We start from the raw sequence: 21,057 nt of genomic DNA on the forward strand, positions 1-21,057 counted from the left end.
AAGCACTTATTTTATAAGTGCTTTTTTGGTTTTGGGAGATTTTTTCGTAGGTTGGGTTGAGTGAAACGAAACCCAACGTTTTACACCTCATAATATTCAATTTTATTATTTTCTCTAAAGAGTTAGACTCAGAATGAAGAAGGTTAATCATTTAAGGCTTTAAATATGGAATATGTTTATCACTACACTTCTGCAGATGGTTTAAAGGGAATTTTAGAGAGTAAAAGTTTATGGGCTACTAATACAGAGTATTTAAATGATTTTAGAGAAATTAAGGAAGGTATTGATACGATAAAATCGCTTAGACAGAACTTGTATGAATTTTCACAAAGAAAACTCGAAAAAATCTATGCCAAGCATAAAAATATGCCTTTAGAGATTATCCAAGAAGCAATGCAAAATAAAAAAGTGCATCTCGCAAATCATTTTTTAAAGTTTCTGTGGGATATAATTGATAATAATAGCATTGATGAAATTTACACGACTTCATTTACAACTAAGCATGATAGTTTAAATCATTGGCTTACCTACGGGTCAGAGCAAACCTCATACTGTATAAAGTTTAACAAAGAAAAGCTATTTGATGATATGTATTTCAGGCAACGAAAATTTTTGAGTGGCTATGATAATGTTGACTATGAACCGGCTACGAATATTTTTCACTCTTTGCTCGAGGAACATTACCTTCCAGAGGTTTTAGGTTACATCTTAAATTCAAATTTAGATTTAGATTTAGATTTAGATTTAGATAAGAAAGAACTTGATAAAAAATGTGCTATAGCTGCAATTGAAATTTTTAATGAAGTTATTTTTAAGATTGCCAGTATTAAAGATAGAGCATTTAAGTATGAGGAAGAGTATCGTTTTACCCTATTTCATCCTGGTTCGGTAATGCTAAATGACGATGACCAAATTGATTACTTTGATTTCATAGATTCTTCTGATATCGACTTTTTAGAGCAAGGAGATAAAGGTGGAAAGCACTTTCCTTTATGCTATCGCACTCTTAAATCTGGCATTATAGCCCCATATAGAGCGATACCTTTTCCTAAAAATTCAATTGAAGAAATTATAATAGGACCATCAGAAAATAATGAGTTGGCTGTTAAAGGCTTAAAGTCCCTTTTGAGTTCATTAAATTTTGATGTAGAAGTATCTAGCACTAAAACTTCATTTAGAAGAATTTAAAAAAGCCCTAAACCCAAAGGGCTTAGAGCTTTCTATATACAATTAAAGTTCAGCTAAAACACTTAACTTCAACGTATCGTTGGGTTTCGTTTCACTCAACCCAACCTATGTGTTATTCATCAATTGAGCGTAGTAGGGCGTTTATGCCTACTTTTTCACGTGTTTGTTTATCTACTTTTTTCACGATAATTGCAGCGTACAGGCTGTGGGTGCCATCTTTTGACGGTAGTGCGCCTGGAACAACTACGGCGCCTGCTGGTACGCGGCCATAGTGAATTTCGCCAGTTTCGCGGTCATAAATACGAGTGCTTTGGCTGATGTAAACGCCCATTGAAATTACCGCGCCTTCTTCAACAATTACGCCTTCAACAATTTCAGAACGTGCGCCAATAAAACAGTTGTCTTCAATGATGGTTGGGTTAGCTTGTAGAGGCTCTAAAACGCCGCCTATGCCAACGCCACCTGATAAATGTACGTTCTTACCAATTTGTGCACATGAGCCTACAGTCGCCCATGTATCAACCATAGTGCCGTCGTCAACGTATGCGCCAATGTTTACGTACGATGGCATAAGTACGACGTTTTTACCTACAAAGCTGCCTTTACGTGCTACAGCGTTTGGTACTACGCGCATACCGCCTTGCTGAAATTGCTCTGGCGTGTAGTCGCTAAATTTAAGTGGTACTTTGTCGTAAAACTGGTTTACGCCGTCGTTCATTGGTTGGTTGTCGCGAATACGAAACGACAGTAAAACCGCTTTTTTAAGCCACTGGTGTACAACCCATTCACCTGATATTTTTTCGGCAACGCGTGCTGCGCCGCTATCAAGTAAATCAAGTGCGTCGATAATAGCTTGTTTTACGTCGCTTGATACTGTGCTTGGGCTAATGCTATCGCGGTTGTCCCATGCGTTTTCGATCATCGTTTTTAAATCTGACATGTGTGTCCTCTATTCTGTTTCGGCGTTGAATTTTTTACGTAATGCCTGATGAATTTTTGCTTGCTCTTCATCAGTCAGCGCTTGGTATTCGTTATTAGATACAACAAAGAAATCCTCTGCACGTTCACCCACCGTGGTAATACGGGCAGCGTGAATGTGTAGTAAATGCGCTTGGAAAACTTCGGCTATTTTGGTTAGTAAACCTTGTATATCGACGGCTTGAATTTCTATTAAGCTACGGTCTTTTCGTGCATGTGGGCGCAACACAATTTTAGGTTTAATATTAAAATCTTTAAAGCGTTGAGAACGGCTCTTCTTAAAGCGAATTTTTTTACGTGGATCGCTCAATGCTTGCTCAAGTCCGCGTTTAATTGATTGCGCTCGACCACTTGCTATTGGGTCGCCACTTACTTCAAGTATGACAAAGCTAAACAGGACGTAACCGTCTTTGGTGGTCAGTACTTGTGCGTGCTGTATTTGTGCTTTTTTAGAGCCAATGACACTCACTAATCTCGCAAATAGTGCACCAGAGTAAGGGCTGTATACAAATACTTGTGTACCACCATGCATGGCTTTGTTAGATACAATTACACTGGGTTGGCTTAAATCGGTGCTACTTAATAAATGCTCACTTTGCCACGATATTTGCTGTTCGCTAAAGGCGGTAAAGTAATTGGCTTTAAAGCGACTCCAAATTAAATCAATTTTTTCCTCTTGATAGCCCAAGTTAAGTAGACGTTGTTTAGCTTGGTGCTTTTTATCGCGAATTTGGTCGCGTTGATCCATTGGGTTTTCGAGCCCTAAGCGCAACGCGCGTTGCGTGTGTAAGTACAATTCACGCAGTAGGGTGTTTTTCCAATCGTTCCATAAGTTGTCGTTGGTTGCACGTATGTCGGCAACGGTTAAACAATATAAATAGTCGAGTTGGCGCTCTGTTTTAATACGTGTTGCAAAGTCTTTTATTACAGCAGGGTCGTTAATGTCTTTACGCTGCGCGGTAACCGACATAAGTAAATGATTACTTACAAGCCATGCTACTAATTTTGCATCAGCCGATGAAAAACCATGTAATTTAGCAAAGGCTATAGCATCAACAGCGCCAAGCTCTGAGTGATCGCCCCCTCGGCCTTTAGCGATGTCGTGAAATATACCGGCTAAATACAGTAGCTCCGGTTTATCCATGCGAGTGACTATTTCACTGCAAATAGGAAACTCGCTAATGCCTGTTTTATCAAAATATTCGTAAATGTTTTTGATTAATTTGTGAGTGTGCTCATCTACGGTATAAGCATGAAACAAATCGAACTGCATTTGCCCAAATATATTACGCCACTGCGGTAAGTAGGCGGCAAGCATGCCGTGTTTGTGCATTAACGTAAATGCGCGTCCCATACCGTTAGGGTGTTTGACTAAGCGTAAAAATGCTTCACGACAGGCTGCATAATCTTGTAAATCACCCAATAAACGACGGCGTACTTGTCGAATAGTACGAATAGTACTTGGGTAAATATGGGTGATTTCGGGGTTGTCGGCGATGTGCTCAAACAATACAAAGAGCTGGTCACGTCTAAAAAATACGGATGGATCTTTTACGCGTATTTGATGGCCAACACGTTCAAAATTTCTGTCGAGTACTTCTACAACATTTTCACTATTTTGTGGTGAAATGCTTTGCTCAAAATACGAAAGCAGCATTTGGTTAAGCTCGCGTACGCGGCTCATTATTCTAAATAAGCGTTTCATCATACGCTCAACCGAGGCTTTACCATCGCTGCCAAAACCTAAAATTTCGGCGGCTTGGGGTTGATGATCAAACAATAAACGGTTTTCTGAACGCCCTGCAGCCAAATGAAGGGCAAAACGAATGTTCCATAGGTTTTCTAGGCACTCTGATAGCTCTTGAAACTCTTCGTGAGTCAGATAACCGTGGCTAATTAGCTCTTGCAGTGTTTCGGCTCTAAAGTGTTTTTTAGCAACCCAAATGATGGTTTGTAAGTCGCGAAGGCCACCGGGGTTTTCTTTAATGTTTGGTTCAAGGTTATACGCAGTGCCGTGGCACTTTCTGTGACGTAAGTTTTGCTCTTGTACTTTGGCAACAAAAAAGTCGCTAGAACCCCAAACAGGGGTTTCTAGTACAAAGGTTTTAAGTTTTTCGAACTCGATATGGTTGCCAAAAATAAGCCGACTTTCGAGCAAGCTGGTGGCAAAGGTGACGTCTTCACGTTTTTGCTCAATAGCTTGCTCAATGGTACGCACGCTATGGCCAATCTCTAAGTTGAGATCCCACAGCATAGTGACAAACTGGCCTATTTTTTCGCATATTTCTTCACTGGGTTGTTCAGTGACTAAAAGTAGAAAATCAATATCGGAATAAGGATGAAGTTCGCCGCGTCCATATCCGCCCACAGCAATTAGCGCTAAATCAGGTTCGTGCGATAACTCATAAACATGAAAGAGCTTAATTAATAGGCGGTCAATAAACTCAGCCCGGGCATTAATTAAATTCCCAACCGGTTGCTTAGAAAATTCGTTATGTAGCCATTTATAAAAATAGCTAGAACAATCGCGATAATCACTAAGTTGCTCAGCATCGCTAAGCAACTTTTTTACTTTGTTGGGTAATGCCACGTGGGCTGGCTCCTTGTTGAACCTTTCACACGGATAAGGTTTGTCTTATCAAGTGTTTCGGTTTTATTAGTGTTCTATTATCCTGTCGATAGTATCATCCGATCGTAGCGTTAAAATTTCAACACCATTTTCGGTCACTAATAAAGTATGTTCCCACTGTGCAGACAAACTACGGTCGCGTGTTACTACTGTCCAATCATCTTTAAGAAGCTTACATTGGCGTTTACCCGCATTAACCATAGGTTCAATAGTTAAACACATACCTGCTTTTAAGGCTTCGCCAGTGCCGGCTTTACCATAATGCATTATTTGTGGTTCTTCATGAAACCCTGCGCCAATACCGTGACCGCAATATTCACGTACGATTGAGTAGTTAAAGCTTTCTGCATATTTTTGAATCGCTGAGCCAATATCGCCTAAGCGCACACCTGGTTTTACCATTTTAATAGCAAGGTATAAGCTTTCTTGTGTTACTTCTGCAAGACGCTTAGCTTGAATGTTTGGTGTACCAACGTGGAACATTTTAGATGTGTCGCCGTGGTAACCGTCTTTAATGACAGTTACGTCAATATTTACGCTGTCGCCTTCTTTTAATGCTTTGTCATTTGGAATTCCGTGACAAATAACGTGATTAACTGACGTACAAACTGATTTTGGAAAGCCATGATAATTTAATGGAGCAGGGATTGCTTGTTGCACATTAACAATATAATCATGACAAAGTGTATTTAGCTCATCGGTGGTAACACCTGGCACTACATGAGGGCCGATCATTTCAAGTACATCGGCCGCTAAGCGCCCAGCTACGCGCATTTTCTCTATTTCTTCAGGGGTCTTGATAATAGCGCTCATTGAGGCTCCAAAGTTGAGTTTTTAACATTTATCGTCGAACAAATTTTGCACGCGACGTTGAGTATTTAATTTTAATATGGTATAAAGCGCGCCGTCTTTTTACAAATAAATTCTTAAATGATTTTTTGTATTTAAGGCAAACACAATTTGATTTTAACACACACACGTATCGTCACATACACTTGGGTGCATTTGAAGTTTAATTACTTCGGTGTTGGTGCTATGGGATATGTGGAGGCCTAACCCTAAACAACTATAGAGGATCTATAAAATGGCAAATGTTTCAATGCGCGATATGCTTCAAGCTGGTGTTCACTTTGGTCACCAAGCACGTTACTGGAACCCTAAGATGAAGCCTTTCATCTTCGGTACACGTAACCGTGTTCATATCATCAACCTTGAGCAAACAGTACCAATGTTCAATAACGCACTTAAGTTTTTAACTGGTGCTGCTTCAAACAAAGGTAAAGTTCTTTTCGTTGGTACTAAGCGCGCAGCAAGCGAAGCAGTTAAAGAAGCAGCTATTGCAAGCGACCAGTATTACGTTAATCACCGTTGGTTAGGTGGTATGTTGACTAACTGGAAAACAGTTCGTCAATCAATCAAGCGTCTTAAAGACCTTGAAGTACAAAGCCAAGACGGTACTTTCGAGAAATTAACTAAGAAAGAAACGTTAATGCTTAACCGCGAAATGGACAAGCTTGAAAAAAGCCTTGGTGGTATCAAAAACATGGGCGGTCTTCCAGACGCGCTTTTCGTTATCGATGCTGACCACGAGCACATTGCTATCCGTGAAGCTAACAACCTAGGTATTCCAGTTGTTGCAATCGTTGATACTAACTCTAATCCAGACGGCGTTGATTTCATCGTTCCTGGTAACGATGATGCTATCCGTGCTGTAAGCCTTTACACTAGCGCTGTTGCAGCTGCTATCACTGAAGGTCGCGAGAATAACATCGTTGCTCAAGCTGAGAAAGACGATTTCGTTGAAGCTGAGTAATTAGCTGTCATCAAGTCTTCATCTTTTTAAGGTGAAGACTTGCTATTCTTGTAGAGCGGGTAACCCGCTTATCTAAACCAGATTTCAGATTTGAGGATTTACTAATGGCTGTAACTACTGCCCTAGTTAAAGAATTACGCGAGCGCACAGGCGCTGGCATGATGGATTGTAAAAAAGCGTTAACTGAGACTGATGGCGACATCGAGTTAGCGATTGAAAATATGCGTAAAAGTGGCGCTGCTAAAGCTGCTAAAAAAGCAGGTAACATTGCTGCTGAAGGTACTATCATCATCAAGCAAAATGCGGGTGTTGCAGTACTAGTAGAAGTTAACTGTCAAACTGACTTCGTTGCAAAAGACGTAAGCTTCTTAGCATTTGCTAACAAAGTTGCTGACGCTGCAATTGCTGACACAATCTCTATCGAAGACTTACAAGCTAAGTTTGAAGAAGACCGTGTTGAGCTAGTTACTAAAATTGGCGAAAACATCAACGTACGTCGTATACAGTACGTAACTGGTGAAAACCTAGTTGAGTACCGTCATGGCGATCGTATCGGCGTTGTTGTTGCTGGTGTTGCTGATGAAGAAACACTTAAGCACGTTGCAATGCACGTTGCTGCATCTAGCCCTGAATACTTAACACCTTCTGATGTGCCTGCTGATGTTGTTGAAAAAGAAAAGCAAGTACAAATCGAAATCGCGATGAATGAAGGCAAGCCTGCTGAAATCGCTGAGAAGATGGTTGTTGGTCGTATGAAGAAATTTACTGGTGAGGTTTCTCTTACTGGTCAAGCTTTCATCATGGAACCTAAAAAATCTGTTGGTGATATTCTTAAAGAGAAAAACGCAACAGTTACTAGCTTCGTACGTGTAGAAGTTGGTGAAGGTATCGAGAAGAAAGAAGAAGATTTTGCTGCTGAAGTTGCTGCTCAAATTGCTGCAGCTAAAGGTCAGTAAGATTAACTATTTGTGATGCAAAAGGAAATTAGATGCAATTAAAGTACTATTTGGTTTTGCTTCACAGCTAGAAATTCTTTAAAATAACCGCGCTTTTATGTTTAACATAAGCGCGGTTATTTTTTATCCATAATTCAATAAAAGTTGGCCCCAATACTATGACTATCAATCGTAAACCTATTTTTAGACGTGTTCTTCTCAAATTAAGTGGTGAAGCTTTAATGGGAGACGAAGGCTTCGGCATCGATCCTAAAGTTTTAGACCGTATGGCACAAGAAATTAAAGAGCTAGTAGAGCTCGACGTAGAAGTGGGTTTAGTTATTGGTGGAGGTAACTTTTTACGCGGTGGATCGCTTGCAGAAGCAGGTATGAATCGCGTTGTTGGTGATCATATGGGTATGCTTGCAACAGTTATGAATGGCCTTGCAATGCGTGACGCGCTGCATCGTGCATTTGTAAATTGTCGTTTAATGTCGGCTATCCCATTAAATGGTGTGTGTGATGCATATAACTGGGCTGAAGCAATTAGCTTATTAAAAACGGGCCGCGTTGTTATTTTTGCAGCGGGCACCGGTAATCCATTCTTCACGACTGATTCTGCTGCGTGTTTACGCGGTATTGAAATTGAAGCGGATACTGTAATTAAAGCGACTAAAGTGGATGGCGTGTACAGTGATGACCCTGTAAAAAACCCAGAAGCGACGCTTTATCGCCACTTAAGCTACAATGAAATCATCGATAAAGAATTAAAAGTTATGGATTTAGCGGCATTTACTCTAGCCCGCGATCACAATATGCCGTTGAGCGTATTTAACATGAATAAATCAGGCGCGCTAAAACGCGTAATTATGGGTGAAGAAGAAGGAACACTTATTTCTTCACAAGCCTCAGATGAAATAATCAAATAATTAGGATTAAACCGTGATTAACGATATTCAAAAAGACGCGCAAGCGCGCATGCAAAAAAGTGTAACTGCACTAGGTAGCCAATTATCTAAAATTCGTACTGGCCGTGCACATCCAGCTATCTTAGATGGCATTATGGTGTCGTACTATGGCGCACCAACGCCTTTAAACCAAGTTGCTAACGTGACAATTGAAGATTCTCGTACACTTGCTATTGGTGTATTTGATAAGTCTTTGGCGCAAGCTGTTGAAAAAGCGATTATGGCGTCTGACTTAGGCTTAAACCCTATGTCAGCAGGTACTGTTATTCGTGTACCACTTCCTCCACTTACAGAAGAGCGTCGTAAAGACTTAATCAAAATTGTACGCGCTGAAGTTGAAGGCGGTCGTGTTGCTATTCGTAATATTCGTCGCGATGCTAATGGCGATGTGAAAGCGTTATTAAAAGATAAAGACATATCAGAAGATGAAGCGCGTCAATCAGATGATGCGATTCAAAAACTTACTGATAAGTTTATTAAAGAAATGGATACGCTATTAGCTGCCAAAGAAACTGAATTGATGGAAATCTAGGCAACTAAAATTATTAGTTTTGAAACGCCGTCTGGGGTATACTAGGCGGCGTTTTTTTATGGAATATTCAATATTTATGGTTCTAGACGCTGACACAATTTCACAGCAATGTTTACCTAAACATGTTGCCATCATAATGGATGGTAATGGACGTTGGGCGCAAGCTAGAAATAGACCTCGTGTATACGGGCATAAAAAAGGCGTGGATGCCGTTCGTCAGTCTGTTCAGTTTTGCACTAAGTTAGGGATACAATCGTTAACTTTATTTGCTTTTAGCAGTGAAAACTGGCGCCGACCTGAGGATGAAGTGAATACGTTAATGGAGCTTTTTTTGTTTGTTTTAACAAAAGAAGTTAAAAAGCTTCACAAAAACAATGTAAAACTGACCATTATTGGAGACTTATCACGATTCTCGGAGAGCTTGCGTAGTAAAGTATATTCCGCACAAGCGTTGACTGAGAATAACACCGGGCTGCACTTAAATGTTGCAGCTAATTATGGTGGTCGTTGGGATATGGCTAATGCAGCTAAGCAACTTGCGTTGCAAGTAGAAAAAGGCACACTTAACGCCGAAGATATTACCGAAGAGCGTTTAGCGCAGCATATGAGCATGGCAGATCAGGCAGAACCTGATTTACTTATTCGCACTGGTGGCGATGTTCGTATTAGTAACTTTTTATTATGGCAAGCCGCTTACGCAGAACTTTACTTTACCGACACACTTTGGCCTGATTTTAATGAAGCAGCATTTGCTGAGGCCATTGCGTGTTACGTTGCCAGAGAGCGACGTTTTGGTTGTACGGGCGAACAAATAAAACAATTACTCGCTCAAACCTAAATAGAATAAGGGTCACAATTTTGTTAAAACAACGCATTTTAACCTCGCTCGTGCTAGCGCCTTTAGCATTAGCATTGGTTTTTTATACACCGCTTACTTTATTTAGTTATTTTGCAGGTGCAATAGTATTATTAGGTGCATGGGAATGGTCTGCATTTATGGGCCTGTGTGACAAACTCAAAAGAAGTGCTTTTGTGCTTTTAGTTGCGGCTTTACTCGCAGTGCTCAACTTACATTGGCCAATTGAAGCTTTATGGCAAAATGGTAAATTAGTGGGTGATGCAAATTATTTATTTACACTTGCATTTGCTTGGTGGATTGTTGCCAGTTATTTAGTATGGCGTTATCCCGCTATGGCGAAAGCTTGGAATGAAGGCCTTGTGATGCGAGGCATCGCTGGTTTACTAACGCTTGTGCCATTGTGGCTTGCACTTAATACCTTACGCAGTGCGCAGTATGCTGAATCTGCTCATTTTGGTTCTATGCTGATTTTAGTCGTTTTAGGTATTGTGTGGAGCGCTGATGTGGGTGCCTACTTTACCGGGAAAAGTTTTGGTAAGCATAAATTGATGCCTAAAGTGAGCCCAAATAAAACAATTGAAGGGCTCGCCGGTGGTGTCGTTGCTGCTGTTATTTTTGTCTTAATATTTTGTCATTTCACCGATGTTGATTTAGTTGTTTGGCCTGTATACGCCATTATGACCGCTTTGATTGCGTTGTTTTCTGCTGTAGGTGACTTACTCGAAAGCATGTTTAAACGCGAAGCTGGCTTAAAAGACAGTGGTAATTGTTTACCTGGTCACGGTGGGATTTTAGATAGAATTGATAGCTTAACCGCTGCGGCTCCAATGTTTGTTATGTGTTATGCATGGACGCTGAGTTTATGAGCCCAAAGCAACAACTGGTTATTTTAGGTGCAACAGGGTCTATTGGCTTAAGCACATTAGATGTTGTATCGCTAAATAAAGAACTATTTGATGTTTTTGCTTTAACCGCCGGACAAAATGCAAAAAAAATGGCTGCGTTATGCATAGAGCATGAACCTGTATATGCAGTTATGGCTTCGCAAACGGCTGCTGAGCAGTTGTCATCGTATTTAACTAATACTCAGTGTAAAACTAAAGTAAGGCATGGCGAGCAAGCTATGAGTGACGTGTGTGCTTATCCTAATGTTGATGTTGTTATGTCGGCAATTGTAGGTGCAGCTGGTTTATTGCCAACATTAAGTGCAGTAGAAGCAGGTAAAAAAGTACTGCTTGCCAATAAAGAATCACTTGTGATGTCTGGCCAGTTGTTTATTGACAAAGTTAAACAACATAAAGCAACTTTACTACCAATTGATAGCGAACATAATGCTATTTTTCAATGTCTACCTTCTTCGTTACAAAATGCCAAAGGCGATCAAAATTTACAGCAACATGGCGTAAGTAAAATTTTGCTTACCGGTTCTGGTGGCCCATTTTTAACCCGTGATATAAATACGTTAAAAGATGTCACTGTTAGCGAAGCAGTCGCTCACCCTAATTGGTCTATGGGTCAAAAAATATCAGTAGATTCGGCCACTATGATGAACAAAGGCTTGGAGTTTATTGAAGCCAAGTGGTTATTCAATTGTGACACCAGTGATATTGATGTAGTTATTCATCCGCAAAGCATTATTCATTCAATGGTGCAGTACCACGACGGTTCTATTTTAGCGCAAATGGGTAACCCTGATATGCGCACTCCTATTGCCCATGCACTTGCATATCCTGAGCGAATTAATGCGGGTGTAAAGCCTCTCAATTTCTCTGATATTACAGACTTTTCATTTACCAAGCCTGATTACGCCCGTTATCCTAATTTACAACTTGCGGTTGATGCATGTAGTGCAGGGCAAGGTGCTACAACGACAGTAAATGCAGCGAATGAAATAACAGTAAACGCGTTCTTAAATGGTAAAATTGGTTTTACCGATATATACAAAATAAATGCACAAACACTTGAAGCTGCAACGTACACCAATGTGCAAAGCTTAGATGAAATTTTAGAGTGCGATAAATTAGCGCGGATTAGCGCTTTGCAATTTATAACAAAAGTGGCGCATTAATATGTTTGATTTTTTTTGGAACCTAGGCTCATTTATTTTAGCGCTTGGTATTTTAGTGGCCATACATGAGTACGGCCATTTTTGGGTTGCGCGCAAAATGGGCGTTAAAGTACTGCGTTTTTCAATTGGTTTTGGTAAACCACTTATAAGATGGCACGATAAATATAATACTGAATACGTAATTGCAGCAATACCACTAGGCGGTTATGTAAAAATGCTTGATGAGCGTGTTGATGAAGTACCACAAAACCAACGTCACTTATCGTTTAATGCTAAATCGGTTCAAGCGCGTATTGCTATTGTTGCAGCGGGTCCTATGGCAAACTTTTTGTTTGCTATTTTTGCACTTGCTGCCATGTATATGGTGGGTGTGCAATCGGTTAAGCCAGTTGTTGGCAGCGTTACTGAAGGGAGTCGAGCGGAGCAGGCGGGCATAATGCCAAGCCAGCATATTATTAAAATTGGCGATGACGATATAACAACGTGGCAAGATGCTACATTTGCACTAATGTCGAGCTTAGGTGAGGAAAGCGTTGAGGTTACGGTTCGTGATAAAAATCTACAAGCACGTATTAAAACGCTTAATTTAGATGGTTGGAAACTTGATCAGCAAGATGTTCCGCCACTGAGTTCGTTAGGTATTGTTCCATTTAGACCTCAGGCAACACTGACTATTGCCGCTGTGACTGAAAATTCAGCAGCAAAACAAGCAGATTTGAAGGTTAATGACACTATTTTGGCTGTAAATGGCGAAACAATAAGCAGTTGGCAGCAATTAGTTAATCTTATTACGCAATCGGCTAACAAATCTTTACAATTTAGTGTAAAAAGACAAGATAGTATAAAAAGCATTACAGTAACCCCGCAAAGCCGCCTTGATAATAGCGGTATTGAACAGGGCTTTTTGGGCGTAGCACCGGTTGTTCAACAATGGCCAGAAGGGTATGTAGAGACTAGACAATACGGCCCTCTTGACAGCATTGTCCGAGGAACAAAAGAAACATGGCGCTTGATTACTCTTAGCTTTGACATGATAGGTAATTTAATTACAGGCCAAGTTTCTGTTAAAAATTTAAGTGGTCCCGTGGGCATTGCAGTCGGTGCTGGAACTAGCGTAAGCTATGGCTTAGTTGCATTTTTAAGCTTCTTAGCCTTGATTAGCGTTAACTTGGGTGTATTTAATTTATTACCCTTGCCAGTGCTTGATGGTGGACACTTAATGTATTACATAATTGAACTTTTTCGTAAAAAGCCAGTCTCTGAAAAGACACAAGAGTTTGGTTTTAAAGTGGGAGCCTTGCTACTCATTTTTCTAACATGTTTCGCTTTGTTCAATGATGTATCACGTTTGTAGCTACAGCGTGACAATTACTAATTAGAACACGATTGTAAAGCATCATTCATTTTAGGTGCTAAGCGGTAATACAGTTGTATAGGATAAAGATAATAAAATGGCTATAAAAAAACATTTGGCAGTTTCAAGTTTATTGGGTGCAAGCTTTGCAGCACTGGGCCAAACTTCCTTTATTGTTGAAGATCTTAAAGTTGAAGGCTTACAGCGCGTAGCACTGGGTGCTGCATTAACGCATATTCCTATCAATGTGGGCGATAATGTTGACGACTATACGATTTCAAAAACAATAAAGTCACTTTACCGCTCTGGTCACTTTGACAACATAAAAGCACTTCGTGATGGCAATAATGTTATTTTTAAAGTAACAGAACGTCCTACGATCAGCTTTATTGAGTTTGAAGGCAATAAAGATATAAAAGACGAGCAACTTAATGAGTCGCTTGAACAACAAGATATTCGCCAAGGTGAACCGCTTGATAAAACTGTTATCGATAATATCGAAAAAGGGTTAGTTGAGTTCTTCCACAGTATTGGTAAATACAACGCTAAAGTTGATATTAGTGTAACCAAATTACCACGTAACCGCGTTAAGCTTAAATTAGAGTTTGATGAAGGTGATGCCGCCTCCATCCGCCAAATAAACTTGGTTGGTAACGAACTTTTTTCTAATGAAGATTTATTAAAGCTTGCCGAGTCACAACAAGATTTACCGTGGTGGCAATTTATGGGCAGCGACCGTTACCAAAAGCAAACGGTTGAAGGCGATTTAGAAAAAATTCGCAGCTTTTATTTGGACCGTGGTTACTTACGATTTAATATCGATTCAACACAAGTGTCAGTAAGTCCAGAACGTGAGTCAGTATATGTTACAGCCAACTTAACTGAAGGCGTAAAATACAAAGTTAAGGGTTTTGATTTTATTGGTGACTTACTTGGCCGCGAAGACTTAATTAAAAGTGTTATTCCACTTCGTGCAGGCGAGTTATATAACGGTTCAGTAGTAACGTCTTCTGAAGAGTTTATTAAAAGTTACTTAGCACGTTTTGGCTACGCAAATGCTGAAGTACGTACTATTCCAGAGATTGACGACGAAAAGCAAGAAGTGCAGCTAACGTTGTCGGTTAATCCGGGTAAACGTGTTTATGTGCGTCGTATTATTGTTGGTGGTAACCAAAATACGGCTGATGAAGTATTGCGCCGCGAAATGACACAACTTGAAGGTGCTTGGTTATCTAATCAGAACCTAGAGCGTTCAAAACTACAAATTCAACGTTTGGCCTACATGGAAAAAGTTGATTTTAATGTAGTGCCAGTCCCTGGTGTGGATGATCAAGTAGATGTTGATTTTACAGTAAAAGAGCAATCAGCCGGTAGCTTTAATGCCGGTCTGGCATATGGTTCTTACCAAGGCTTACAATTTAATATTGGTGTGACAGAATCTAACTTTTTAGGTACTGGTAACCAAATTGGATTCAATATTAATACCTCTAAGGGTTCTGAACGTGTAAGTTTATCGTACACTGACCCTTACTTTACGCCTGATGGTGTATCACAAGGTAGTAGTATTTTTTACAGTAACTATGATGCGAGTGCCTTTAGTCTTGTTGACTACAAATCGAAAAGTTACGGTATCGGTACAAATATAGGTTTCCCAATTGATGCGATTAATCGTATTAACTTTGGTGTGCGCTGGATCAAAGAAGAGCTATCGGATATTGCTGAGTATGAGCAAACACGAGTATTGCGTGAAACATTCTTAGATCCGGAAAACCCAGATGCTGGTTTCGATTTTAATAAATATGAGCTAAGTGTAGGTTGGTCGCGCGTTACTGTTAACCGAGGTTTATTTCCAACAGCGGGCTCACGTCAAACACTTAACCTAACTGCGACAACGCCAAATTCTGATCTTCAGTACTTTAAACTGAATTACGATTCACGTTTTTATTGGCCTATATCAAATGACCACCGTTGGGTATTTTCAACGCGTGCAGCGCTTGGTTATGGTAACGGTTACGGTTCAACAAATGGTTATGATCAAACATTACCATTTCAAGAATACTTTCGTATAACTGAAATGGAACTTCGTGGCTTTGACCGTAATACAATATTACCACGTGCTATATCGCGTATACCGCAGTCTATTCCGGGTACACCGGGCACAGACGGTGCTACAACAGGCACTATAGGCGGTGCGTCTGAGTTTGATGTATTAATACCTCAAGGTCGAATTGGTGGTAATGCTAAAGCGGTAGCTGGAATGGAACTAATTGTTCCTACGCCATTCTTAGATGAAGAAAATACCAGTTCTGTCCGTACGAGTTTCTTTGTTGATGCGGCAAACGTTTGGGATACTGAATTTAATGTAGATCGCTTTCAAAACTTAGGTGTTGATGAGCGTGCCAAATTAGATGATTATTCAGATCCGCTGCGTTTTAGGATTTCAACCGGTTTATCATTACAGTGGATCTCTCCAATGGGTCCTATGCTGATAAGTTTTGCGTATCCATTGCAAAAAGAAGAAGATGACGATACGAAAACCATCAGTTTTAATATTAGTAACACTTTTTAAAGGAGCTTTTTATGAAAAAATTATTTAAATCAACAGCAGTAGCTGTTTTAGCAACACTTATTATGGGAACTTCTGCGAGTGCACTTGCACATAAAGTAGGTATCGTAGATATGCAGGAAATTTATAAACAAATTCCTCAAATGGCAAAAATCGAACAGTCTTTACAAACAGAGTTTGCTGAACGTCGTCAAGAGCTTGAAAAGTTACAAGGTGATATTCGCTTTGAGGCTGAAAAGTTTAAGCGTGAAAGCACAACGATGAGCCAAGTTCAAAAAGATGCACTACGTGACAAAATTCAAGGTATGCAAAAAAACCTTGCTGAACAAGGTCGTCCTTTAGAGCAAGAAATTAAAGCACGCCAAAACCAAGAACTTGCTAAAGTTCAGGGTGTTATTATTAAAACAATTGAAGAAATTGCTAAAGATGGCGACTTTGATGAAGTTAAAGTAAAAGACACGACAATTTACTTTAACCCTAAAGAAGTTACCGATCTTTCATCTAAAGTTGTAGCCGCTGTTAGTAAGAAATAATCACTCCATGCAAAATTATACGCTTTCGCAAATTGCGGAACTTCTAGGCGCCGAACTTCAGGGTGATGGCGCTTTAGAAATAAAAAAAATAGCGACACTTGCAAATGCCCATTCTGGGCATATTGCATTTTTAGCGAACTCAAAATATCGATCGCAACTTGAGACTACTCAAGCTAGTGCTGTAATAGTAAGCCAAGCCGATGCACAGTACTTTAATGGCAGTAAAATTATTGTTGCTAATCCGTATGTAAGTTACGCTAAATTGGCGCAATTTATGGATACCACGCCACGCTCAGCCTCGACGGGTATTCATCCAAGTGCCACTGTCCATTCAACAGCGATTGTTAGTGACAGCGCCGCTATTGGTGCTAACGCAGTCATTGAAGCTGGTGCAGTGATAGGTGACAACGCGCAAATTGGTCCGAACAGTTTTATCGGGGAACGTGTTAAAATTGGTTCTGGCACTAAGCTTTGGCCTAGTGTGACTATTTATCACGATGTCGAAATTGGTACAGATTGTTTGTTTCAAGCAAATAGTGTTATAGGTAGCGATGGGTTTGGTTATGCGAACGAACGCGGGCAGTGGGTTAAAATACCCCAGCTAGGTTCTGTGATCATAGGTGACAAAGTTGAAGTGGGTGCTAGCACAACAATTGATCGTGGCGCACTGGACAACACCATCATCCATAGCAATGTTATTATCGATAATCAATGTCAAATAGCGCACAACGTTGAAGTTAATTCAGGCACCGCAATTGCGGGCTGCACTGTACTTGCTGGAAGCGTTACCATTGGCAAAAACTGTCAAATTGGTGGCATGGTTGCAATTAATGGTCACATGTCTGTATGTGATGGTGTTATAATTACTGGCATGAGTATGGTGACAAAATCAATCACCGAACCAGGTATTTACTCATCTGGTATGCCCCATACAACAAACAAAGAATGGCGTAAATCAATAGCTCACTTGCGTAACCTTTCAGATATGAAATCTCGTCTTAAAGCGCTTGAAGCATTGGCTAAGTCATAAACGTTGAACACTAATAAGGATGCTATTTTGGCAAACGAATTAAATAGCCTTGATATTCAAGAAATTTTAGCTTTATTACCGCACCGTTATCCGATGCTATTAATAGATCGTGTTATTGACTTTACTCCTGGTAAATCTTTACATGCTATTAAAAATGTTTCTATAAACGAACCTATTTTTACTGGGCACTTTCCAAATCAGCCTATTTTTCCAGGTGTGTTAATTTTAGAAGCAATGGCTCAGGCAACGGGCTTACTTGGTTTTAAAACGGTTGAAAATCGTAGCGAAAACGAGCTTTACTTGTTTGCAGCAGTCGATAATGCGCGTTTTAAGCAACCGGTAATTCCTGGTGATACAATGCATCTTCATGTTGAGTTCTTAAAGGAACGTCGCAACATTTGGAAATTTTCGGCAGAAGCAAGAGTCGACGGCAAAATAGTATGTAGTGCCGAAATTATGTGTGCTAGAAGAGAGTTTTAATAGTGATCCATTCTACAGCAATAATCGAACCTGGCGCTAAACTAGGCAACAATGTCTCAGTTGGTCCGTATAGTTATATTGGCAATGATGTTGTTATCGGTGATAACTGTATTATTGAGTCTCACGTTGTTGTTAAAGGGCCATCAACTATTGGCGCTGGCAATCATATTTTTCAATTTGCGTCTGTAGGCGAAGCCTGCCAAGACAAAAAATACAACAACGAGCCAACCACATTAATCATGGGTGATAACAACGTTATCCGTGAATGTGCCACTATTCACCGTGGTACGATTCAAGACCAAGGCGTTACTAAAATTGGTAGTAATAATTTGTTTATGGCTTATACACACGTTGCACATGACGCGGTAATTGGCGATAACGTAATTTTTGCTAACAACGCAAGTGTGGCTGGTCATGTACATGTAGGCGATTGGGTTATCTTAGGTGGTAATTCGGGAGTTCATCAGTTTTGTAAAATCGGCGCACATGCCTTTATTGGCATGTATTCTGGTGTTAACAAAGATGTACCACCATTTGTTACTACCATTGGTATGCCAGCAGGCCCTGCAGCTATCAATAAAGAAGGCATGAAACGCCGTGGTTTTGAAAGTGACGAAATTATGGCTGTACGCCGTGCATATAAAGCATTTTATCGTAAGAGCCTAGGTGCTGAAGAAGCTATTGAGTCGCTTAGTGAAGATGCTGCAAAGTATCCTGCAGTGCAATTGATGATCGACTTTGTTAAAGGTTCTGAGCGCGGTATTGTAAGATAACGGCTTCTTAATTAAAAAAACCACCTTAGAGAAATCGAAGGTGGTTTTTTATTATTTAAAGTTTACTGTCGCGTTAGTTCAAACATTTGATTTTCAGATCCAGCGCTGCAAGCCCATTGCAATAGATTTGCCCCGTCATTTGCTTTATTTCCCTCAACATCAAAACAAAGTTCACTATTACGATTTATTATCCGCCATTTTCCTGTACCAGCGGCTTGGAATCTAAATTGTTGATTATAACTACCGGTATATGTGTACAGAGCAATGTTTGCACCATTAACCGTTGAGTTAGCGGCTACATCAAGGCCCTTCGATGGATCATTAACTGGTGAAATTCTATGCCAAATACCATCGACCGTTGATATATTGAATTTTTGACAATCGTTATTTAACCATGACCATTGCGATATGTTAGCACCATTGCTATTTGCACAATTAGCTACATCAAGTGATTTAGCACTGTGCTTAGGTGTAACCCTGTATACGCCATTAACTAGGGTATTAGTGACTGAACTACCTGAGTCGTTATAGCCATTGTAAACCTCAAATTCAGCAACTCTCGGTGTTGAGTTTGAAGAGTTAATAACGAAACTGACTTTTGACAAATTTACACTCGAAAAGGTGATTACATTAGGTACAGCCCCGCCATTAGCGAGCGTTGTGCCTGTATCGTAATTAACCAGCGACCATGAAGTAATATTTCCTTGAGCACCTGACGCTTCAATAATCTTTACTGCATTAATTGTCGTATTTAAGTTTTTAATATTTATTGTGCCAGTAGAGGAATTTGGCGACCAGTAAGTGGATGTATCTCCATCTTTAACATTACCATAACTTGTACCGCTGGCTTTAGAGCTGCCATCTACACCTGCAGCCAAAGCAAGATTTTCCCCTGAAGGAGTCGGCTCAGGTGGATTTGTTGGATCCGTAGGCTCAGTTGGATCTGTGGGCTCAGTCGTACCACATTCACCATTGGACTCTTTTAAGCCCTTATTTGCACCTGCGGTTGCTGCAATAATTGCAGGAACACACTGAGTATTATCCAGTTGATAGTTATAAGGTATGCTAATAGAAGTAGTTGATGAAGGATTTGGGCCTGCTGGGTGAAGCTTACTTTCATCTTCAGACCAATCAATATTGTCCCAGATATTACCGCTTACTTGCCAATATCCCATATCGTTAGTGTAAAAAGTACCTAGTGGGTCTTTAGAGTCTTGAAAGTAGTTATTTTCAGCACGCATCTTACCACCTATGCGTGGATTCATCCCAGATGTCTGTATGCCACTATAGTAGTTATTATAAGCATGGGCTGTTGCGTGTCTGAGTAAAGGTGTTCGTGAATTTATATTTTGATAGTAGTTATGATGAAATGTTACTGGGCCATTAGCATCATCGCTGTCGCTTGAGCCAACCAAACCACCTCGACCTGAATTACGCAAAATACTATAAGATAAAGTTACGTATTTTGTATTATTTTTCATATCAAAAAGTGCATCATAGCCACTGCTTTCACCACCACTTGCTTCAAGTGTTACATGGTCAACCCATACATTTCGAACATTAGATTCCATACCAATTGCATCACCTCCGTTTGAGGTTGGTGAGCCTGATTTTTTTACATTTCGGACATGAACATTTTGAATAATAATGTTTGACGAAGAACGAATATGGATACCGAGTTGGTCAAATAAAGCACCACTGCCAACACCAATAATAGAAACGTTACTAATTTCTTTTAGTTCAATTAAGTCAGGACCAGTGTTACAGCTATCACCAGATACTTTGCTTGTATTACCATGATTAATTGTGCCTTCAACTTGAATGATAATTGGTGTATCACTCGATGCACGATTACATAAAGCTTGGTGTATTTGGGTTCCTGTTGTTGCATATACTACATCACCACCGGCACCACCTGTTGTATTACCGTTTGTTGAAGCATATCCAGATGCATTTGCAGCTAGGGCACTGCCGCCATAAATCGCGGCTAATATTGCAGTTGTGTGTAAAGAGTATTTTAAAATATTAGTTTTTTTCATTTTAACTCCAATTAAAATGGTTTTCAGTGTAAAAACTTTTGTATTTAAGACTGCAGTGATCATTAACAAGTTTTATTCTTGAACTACAAATGCCACCGGTGGCATATTCACTTTAAATAATAATAATAACAATAAGTAAAAAGGATTAGATGGAGCGATCTTTTTTGCAATAATTGATTTACAATAAAATAACATATAAATATCATGCATTTAAGAAAGTGTGTATATTTGTAATCACAGTATTTTTTTGTAATCGATTAAGAAATACTTCATTTTGGGCCTGTTTATCTTTCGAGGCTGAACTTGAAGCAG

The 21,057-nt window shown here is 39.9% G+C and carries 18 protein-coding genes; 14 read left to right on the top strand and 4 right to left on the bottom strand.

Going from position 1 to position 21,057, the window contains the following annotated elements; translation table 11 throughout:
* Positions 1-165 precede the first annotated feature (165 nt).
* On the top strand, positions 166-1,188 hold the full coding sequence (locus P20495_RS18100) for a DUF2971 domain-containing protein (protein WP_008133866.1): 1,023 nt from the start codon (positions 166-168) through the stop codon (positions 1,186-1,188).
* 112 nt (positions 1,189-1,300) lie between these two features.
* Here the strand turns inward: P20495_RS18100 and dapD are convergent, their stop codons facing one another.
* From dapD to map, 3 genes are all read right to left on the bottom strand, one after another.
* Positions 1,301-2,128, bottom strand: coding sequence for a 2,3,4,5-tetrahydropyridine-2,6-dicarboxylate N-succinyltransferase (dapD, locus tag P20495_RS18095; protein ID WP_002958324.1), 828 nt, complete (start codon positions 2,126-2,128; stop codon positions 1,301-1,303).
* 9 nt (positions 2,129-2,137) lie between these two features.
* Positions 2,138-4,756 (bottom strand): [protein-PII] uridylyltransferase, encoded by a 2,619-nt coding sequence (gene glnD / locus P20495_RS18090; protein ID WP_007376821.1) that lies wholly within the window; start codon positions 4,754-4,756, stop codon positions 2,138-2,140.
* A gap of 66 nt (positions 4,757-4,822) precedes the next feature.
* On the bottom strand, positions 4,823-5,608 hold the full coding sequence (gene map, locus P20495_RS18085) for a type I methionyl aminopeptidase (RefSeq protein WP_007376820.1): 786 nt from the start codon (positions 5,606-5,608) through the stop codon (positions 4,823-4,825).
* A 271-nt stretch (positions 5,609-5,879) separates the two neighbouring features.
* Between map and rpsB the strand changes: the two genes are divergently transcribed.
* From rpsB to lpxA, 13 genes are all read left to right on the top strand, one after another.
* Positions 5,880-6,608, top strand: coding sequence for a 30S ribosomal protein S2 (gene rpsB / locus P20495_RS18080; protein WP_007376819.1), 729 nt, complete (start codon positions 5,880-5,882; stop codon positions 6,606-6,608).
* Positions 6,609-6,712: 104 nt separating this feature from the next.
* Positions 6,713-7,564: a translation elongation factor Ts gene (gene tsf / locus P20495_RS18075; RefSeq protein ID WP_008133872.1), complete on the top strand. Its 852-nt coding sequence runs from the start codon at positions 6,713-6,715 to the stop codon at positions 7,562-7,564.
* Positions 7,565-7,722: 158 nt separating this feature from the next.
* Positions 7,723-8,472 carry a UMP kinase gene (pyrH, locus tag P20495_RS18070; RefSeq protein ID WP_008133874.1) on the top strand — a complete coding sequence of 250 codons (750 nt, stop codon included), beginning with the start codon at positions 7,723-7,725 and terminating at the stop codon, positions 8,470-8,472.
* Between the two features lie 49 nt (positions 8,473-8,521).
* Positions 8,522-9,043 carry a ribosome recycling factor gene (gene frr, locus P20495_RS18065; RefSeq protein ID WP_370587472.1) on the top strand — a complete coding sequence of 174 codons (522 nt, stop codon included), beginning with the start codon at positions 8,522-8,524 and terminating at the stop codon, positions 9,041-9,043.
* Between the two features lie 58 nt (positions 9,044-9,101).
* A complete protein-coding gene (locus P20495_RS18060; protein ID WP_007376814.1) occupies positions 9,102-9,881 on the top strand; it encodes an isoprenyl transferase in 780 nt (259 codons plus the stop codon).
* 20 nt (positions 9,882-9,901) lie between these two features.
* Positions 9,902-10,768 carry a phosphatidate cytidylyltransferase gene (locus tag P20495_RS18055; protein WP_007376813.1) on the top strand — a complete coding sequence of 289 codons (867 nt, stop codon included), beginning with the start codon at positions 9,902-9,904 and terminating at the stop codon, positions 10,766-10,768.
* Positions 10,765-11,970, top strand: coding sequence for a 1-deoxy-D-xylulose-5-phosphate reductoisomerase (ispC, locus tag P20495_RS18050; protein WP_007376812.1), 1,206 nt, complete (start codon positions 10,765-10,767; stop codon positions 11,968-11,970). The genes P20495_RS18055 and ispC overlap by 4 nt, the downstream gene beginning before the upstream one ends.
* 1 nt (position 11,971) lies before the next feature.
* The gene (gene rseP, locus P20495_RS18045; RefSeq protein ID WP_008133878.1) at positions 11,972-13,324 is read left to right on the top strand and encodes a sigma E protease regulator RseP; all 1,353 of its coding nucleotides are present in this window, start codon (positions 11,972-11,974) and stop codon (positions 13,322-13,324) included.
* A 97-nt stretch (positions 13,325-13,421) separates the two neighbouring features.
* A complete protein-coding gene (gene bamA, locus P20495_RS18040; protein WP_008133879.1) occupies positions 13,422-15,893 on the top strand; it encodes an outer membrane protein assembly factor BamA in 2,472 nt (823 codons plus the stop codon).
* A gap of 11 nt (positions 15,894-15,904) precedes the next feature.
* Positions 15,905-16,423, top strand: coding sequence for an OmpH family outer membrane protein (locus P20495_RS18035; protein WP_007376809.1), 519 nt, complete (start codon positions 15,905-15,907; stop codon positions 16,421-16,423).
* A gap of 7 nt (positions 16,424-16,430) precedes the next feature.
* Positions 16,431-17,453: a UDP-3-O-(3-hydroxymyristoyl)glucosamine N-acyltransferase gene (gene lpxD / locus P20495_RS18030; protein ID WP_008133880.1), complete on the top strand. Its 1,023-nt coding sequence runs from the start codon at positions 16,431-16,433 to the stop codon at positions 17,451-17,453.
* Positions 17,454-17,480: 27 nt separating this feature from the next.
* On the top strand, positions 17,481-17,933 hold the full coding sequence (gene fabZ / locus P20495_RS18025) for a 3-hydroxyacyl-ACP dehydratase FabZ (protein ID WP_007376807.1): 453 nt from the start codon (positions 17,481-17,483) through the stop codon (positions 17,931-17,933).
* 2 nt (positions 17,934-17,935) lie between these two features.
* On the top strand, positions 17,936-18,706 hold the full coding sequence (gene lpxA, locus P20495_RS18020; protein ID WP_008133881.1) for an acyl-ACP--UDP-N-acetylglucosamine O-acyltransferase: 771 nt from the start codon (positions 17,936-17,938) through the stop codon (positions 18,704-18,706).
* A gap of 62 nt (positions 18,707-18,768) precedes the next feature.
* Here the strand turns inward: lpxA and P20495_RS18015 are convergent, their stop codons facing one another.
* The gene (locus P20495_RS18015; protein WP_008133882.1) at positions 18,769-20,745 is read right to left on the bottom strand and encodes an RICIN domain-containing protein; all 1,977 of its coding nucleotides are present in this window, start codon (positions 20,743-20,745) and stop codon (positions 18,769-18,771) included.
* Positions 20,746-21,057: the final 312 nt, after the last annotated feature.

The organism is Pseudoalteromonas sp. BSi20495 (assembly GCF_000241185.1).
GTDB lineage: Bacteria > Pseudomonadota > Gammaproteobacteria > Enterobacterales > Alteromonadaceae > Pseudoalteromonas > Pseudoalteromonas fuliginea.